At 46.0% G+C, this 5,337-nt stretch carries 2 protein-coding genes and 2 pseudogenes; 3 read left to right on the plus strand and 1 reads right to left on the minus strand.

Annotated features, from left to right (window positions below; all coding sequences use genetic code 11):
* Positions 1–153 precede the first annotated feature (153 nt).
* The gene (dusA, locus tag ACTHSP_RS17485; protein ID WP_254347301.1) at positions 154–1,158 is read right to left on the minus strand and encodes a tRNA dihydrouridine(20/20a) synthase DusA; all 1,005 of its coding nucleotides are present in this window, start codon (positions 1,156–1,158) and stop codon (positions 154–156) included.
* Between the two features lie 216 nt (positions 1,159–1,374).
* On the opposite strand from dusA, the gene ACTHSP_RS17490 reads away from it, so the two are divergent.
* The 3 genes and pseudogenes from ACTHSP_RS17490 to ACTHSP_RS17500 form a co-directional block, all read left to right on the plus strand.
* Entirely contained in the window at positions 1,375–1,995 is a 621-nt protein-coding gene (locus ACTHSP_RS17490; protein WP_004521114.1) for an L-threonylcarbamoyladenylate synthase, read from the plus strand.
* Positions 1,996–2,569: 574 nt separating this feature from the next.
* A pseudogene (locus ACTHSP_RS17495) lies at positions 2,570–2,974 on the plus strand (ESPR-type extended signal peptide-containing protein); the annotation flags it as partial.
* Positions 2,975–3,076: 102 nt separating this feature from the next.
* Positions 3,077–5,337 (plus strand): annotated as a pseudogene (locus ACTHSP_RS17500) (hypothetical protein); the annotation flags it as partial.

Here is a 5,337-nt window from a genome sequence, read left to right on the forward strand (position 1 = left end):
GATTGGAGGAGAAAACAGCTGAAAACCCTTGTTTGGATTTCGGCTGTTGGAAGGAAAGGAATTTTGCAAAGGTCTCTATATGTAATTTAAAAGGCCGTCTGAAACATCATTGGATGTTTCAGACGGCCTTTCATTTATTCGCACGATATGGCATTAGTCCCAAATATTTGCGCGTTCGACTTCTTTCCATGCGTCTAGAATCAGGCTGCCGTCGTTGTCTTTCAGCAAGGCGGCATCTGAGAGCATACGGCGCCAAGTGCGGGCATTTTTTAGGCCGTGCATCAAGCCTAGGGCATGGCGGACGATGTGGCGTAGGATGGTGCCGCGTCCTAAGGCGATTTGTTCGCGGCTGTATGCGTATAGCCAAGCTGCTAAATCTGCGTATTGGATTGGTGCGTGTGCGTCGTTGTAAAACAGCGCATCCCAATCGCGCATCAGTATTGGATTGTGATAAGCCTCGCGCCCGATCATGACGCCGTCGACAAATTTTAAGTGTTCGGAGATTTCTTCGTTGGTGGTGATGCCGCCGTTAATCAAAATTTCCAAGTCGGGAAAATCTTGTTTTAAGCGATATACGTATTCATATTTGAGTGGCGGAACTTCGCGGTTTTCTTTCGGGGATAAACCGTCCAGCCAAGCATTGCGTGCATGGACAATAAATGTGCGGCAGGCTGTTTTTTCGCGAAGTGTTCCCACAAAATCTGCTACGACTTGATATTCTGTTTGCCTGTCTACACCAATGCGGTGTTTGACCGTCACCGGAATTTCAACTACATCCTGCATCGCGTTCAAACAATCTGCCACCAAATCTACATCATTCATTAGGCAAGCGCCGAAAGCACCTTTTTGAACGCGTGGGCTGGGGCAGCCGCAATTTAGGTTGACTTCATTATAGCCATACGCTTCAGCCGCTTTGGCAGCGATTGCCAAGTCATGCGGATCTGAGCCACCAAGCTGTAACGCTACCGGTTGCTCGCCTTCGTTGAAACTCAAAAAGCGGTCTTTATCTCCATAAACTACCGCGCCTGAATTGACCATTTCGCTATAAAGCCAAGCATTGCGTGTAATTTGTCGCGCCATAAAGCGATAGTGTCTGTCTGTCCAATCGAGCATGGGGGCAACAGACAAACGGCGGGAAGGTAGGGAAGAAGCAGGCATTGAGATGACTTTCAAACAAAATAATGCATTATATAGTGTATTAAATTGACTTTCGATATCGGCCGGTAAATCAAAATTATATATAAGGTATCACTGGGTGCAGCCGTGTTGTAGTAGAGGCTAAATCCATTCATGGTGGTGGAAATCCAATATTCAGACGGCCAAATAAGTTTTAAAATGTCAAACAACAAACCATTAGAATGATAAGGAAAAAACATGGCACAATTTTTCGCCATCCATCCCGATAATCCCCAAGACCGCCTCATCAAACAAGCTGCCGATATTGTCCGCAGTGGCGGCGTTATCGTTTACCCTACGGATTCCTGCTATGCGCTTGGCTGTAAACTGGGCGACAAAAATGCGATGGAGCGCATTCTCACGATTCGTAAAATCGATCAAAAACACCATCTGACCCTGATGTGTGCCGATTTGAGCGAATTGGGTACTTACGCCAAAGTAGATAATGCCCAATTCCGCCAGCTCAAAGCCGCTACGCCCGGCAGCTACACCTTTATCCTGCAGGCAACCAAAGAAGTACCCAATCGCACGCTTCACCCCAAGCGTAAAACCATCGGTCTGCGTGTTCCCGATAACGCTACTGCCTTGGCACTTTTGCAAGAATTGGGCGAACCTATTTTAAGTTGCACCCTCATGCTGCCTGAAGACGAAGAGCCATTGACCGATCCATACGAAATCCGAGATCGTCTTGAGCATGCTGTTGATTTGGTTATTGATGGTGGCTGGTGTGGTACTGAGCCGACGACGGTTATCGATATGACCGATGGCACTGAGCTGATTCGTCAAGGCAAGGGCGATATTGCCGTATTCGGTTTGTAAAACCATCCGCGTCTGTATAAGTAGGGATATGCGTATTTTTTCTATGACGTATTAAAAGCATATTGCCGATTTTATTGATAGCTCAAAAAACAAATTATTCAATTAAGCAATTGTTCAATATCATTTCATTAAAGGCCGTCTGAAACATTTCAGACGGCCTTTCTTTTTCGTTTTTTTAAATAAGTAATTCATTTTGAATAATATTCCAAATAATTGGCATGTGGGTTGCATGATTACTGTGTTTACTTGTGACTTGTCAATGGAATACAACACACCGCTTATCAATAGAAATATGGCTGGAGCCCTTTTGATAATTGGTTTTTTGGGTAGAAAGCCGTGATTTTATTTAGAAATTAAAGATAATCGGTCGATATTTCTGACTAGCGGATATTTAGTAAGTATGAAATACTATCCCACTTCGAGATAGTAAAAGACCTAAATTTCGTCTCAAAGTGACAATAAACGTCAGCTCGAAGCAAGCATTTGCTGGGAAATCCTCCGCAATAGTTTTTTTAAAGTAGCGTCATGCTCATGCCTACGCTTTTATCCATCATAAAAAGAGAAAGACACACTAATGAATAAGATATTTAAAGTTGTTTGGAACCGTACGATTCAATCTTTTGTCGTAACTTCCGAATTGGCCAAAGGCCGTGTGAAATCGTCTGCCGAACAAAACAGTGCAGATGTATCTGCCGAATCCGGTAAAAATGGTATCGCGACAGTTTTCAGATTGACAGTGATTTCGGCAGCTCTTTTGGGTGCAGGTAATTCGTATGCGGCAACTGCGGGACGTGGGCTAATTGCGGTTGATCCTCCAACCAGTGCTACTGCGGTCAGCGGTGCAACAGCGACCGGTATTGGTGCTCTGTCAGTAGGAGCATCAGCCAATGCCACGGCTAATGGTGCAGTTGCGGTAGGTACGAGTGCAAATGCAACACATAATAACAGCCTTGCTGTTGGTACAAATGCCAAGGCTACTCAAAATCATGCTGTTGCGATGGGTGCAGATACAAGTGCAAGTAGTTCACATGCAACAGCGATAGGTAAAAGTGCCAATGCTGTTTCTGCAGATTCAACAGCATTGGGTGCAGATTCCAAAGCAAATGGTACGCAAGCGACAGCGGTAGGTAAGAATGCTCTTGCCGATAATACGAGCACAACGGCATTAGGCAATTCGGCGCAAGCATTTGGTATAGGCTCAATGGCTTTGGGCCAATCCAGCACATCAAGAGGTCAAAACGGCATTGCAATTGGCAGCGGCAGTCAGGCTGCAGCCAATGCGCAAAATGCCATTGCAATCGGTACCAATGCAGTGGGTTATCAAAGTGAGTCTATTGCCATAGGTAATTCAGCCCAAGCTCAAACTGGAAATACCATTGCCATCGGTAAAGATGCAGTGGCAAATTCTCCAGGTTCGGGTAGTGCGCCATCAAGTGCTATTGCACTTGGTGCAGACGCGAATGCAACCGGCCTTGGTACGATTGCTATTGGACGTGCATCTGGGGTTCTTTCGCAAAATATTATGAATGTGAATGTAACGCACAATAATATTGCTATTGGTAATACGGCTCGAGTAGGCGATTCAAGTAGTTCTAAGATAACTCAGTCTATTGCTATTGGTTCAGGTAACCGTGTTGATCCACAGGGCAGACCTGAGGGTGCGTGGGCAAAGGGAGACCAATCTATTGCGGTTGGCGGCAATGTCTTGGCTAATGGTAATTCATCTGTTGCTATTGGTGGTGATGATTTAGATGCGGTAGGTGGTACTCGATATTCTGGCAATGCAACGGATAAATTTATCAAATACAATGCCCAAGGTGCAAAGACCGGTGAATATACGCTGAGCGGTAAAAGTCTGCGTGATATTTATAAAGAGATGACTGGTGACACGATGAATTACGGTTCTTATGGTAATACTATTGCCGGTCAAGGTTCTGTTGCATTAGGTGTGCAGTCTAATTCATCTGCCGATTTGTCTCTGGCTATCGGTACCAAATCTCAGGCCACTGCCTTTGGCGGTGTAGCTTTGGGTACAGGTGCAAAAGCAACTCTGCTGAACTCTGTGGCTTTGGGTACGGCTTCTAAAACCGATAAAGAAGGTCGGGCATACGTTCAACGCGAAATTATGGGTGTAACCTACACTTGGGCAGGCGGTCAAACTACCGATGCCGGTGATGTTGTGTCTGTCGGTTCTAAAGGTTATGAACGCCAAATCATCAATGTATCCCCTGGCGATATTTCTGCTACTTCTACTGATGCCATCAATGGCTCTCAACTTTATGGCGTATTGAGTGCGCTCGAACGCATCCGTTATTTCTCTGTTAAGTCAACTGATGGTAGCACTGACGGCACCAAAAACTGGAATAACGATGGTGCGAAAGGTGCAAACTCAATTGCCATTGGCCCATCTGCATCTACGACAAGCGCAGCTACAAATGGTGTTGCTATCGGCAATCAAGCGAATGTTACAGGCGTCAATGCTGTTGCTTTGGGTAACGGTACTACTGCTTCTGTTCAAGACTCTGTCGCTTTGGGCAATGGTGCTGTCGGCGCGGCCAATAATTTTGACGCAACAGCTAAAAATGCCTCATTCAAAAACGATAGCGGCGCTGCGACCAATGTCAGCTATGCTGCTTCTTCATCCTCTACAACAGGCGCGGTTTCTGTAGGCAGTGCCGGCAATGAACGCCAAATCCAGAATGTTGCCGCAGGTCGTATTTCCGCCACTTCAACCGATGCGGTCAATGGTAGCCAACTGTACACAGTTATGAACAATGTTGGACACAATATCCAACAAAACGGTGCAGACAAATCCCGTATCAACAACAACGGTACAGTCAACTACGCCAATGGTAATTTGACGACCGTTGCGGTTACCGATGGCGAGAATGCGTCAAAAGTTCAAATTAATGTCACCCAAGGCACATTGTCTGTCAATAATAATGGCACAGTGTCCACACCGACTGCCGGTGTGGCGACTGCTGGCGATGTAGCCAATGCCATCAATAATGCCAAAACCACAACCAATGTAGCGGCAGGCAGCAACACGCACGTTAATAAAACAACTTCAGGCAAAGAAACCACTTATACCGTCAGCGCAGATAAAGCAACGGTACAAGTTTCCAATGCTTTGAATTTGAACTCTAATACCACAACTGCAGCCGATGGTGCCGTCACAACTAATTACAGTATCGATCTCGCTCAAAGCACCAAAGCCGAAATCCAAAAAGGCGTAGATGCCAAAACCACCGTTGACAACAAAGGCCTGACCTTCAACGGCGACAGCGGCAGCACCAATATCGAAAAACTCGGCTCCACCGTGACCGTTGCCGGCGACGACAA

Source organism: Neisseria sp. P0001.S005, assembly GCF_051963715.1.

Excerpts from the sequence above, each read along its gene's own strand:
- dusA (WP_254347301.1), bottom strand. The coding sequence starts at position 1,158 with ATGCCTGCTTCTTCCCTACCTTCCCGCCGTTTGTCTGTTGCCCCCATG.
- ACTHSP_RS17490 (WP_004521114.1), top strand. The coding sequence starts at position 1,375 with ATGGCACAATTTTTCGCCATCCATCCCGATAATCCCCAAGACCGCCTC.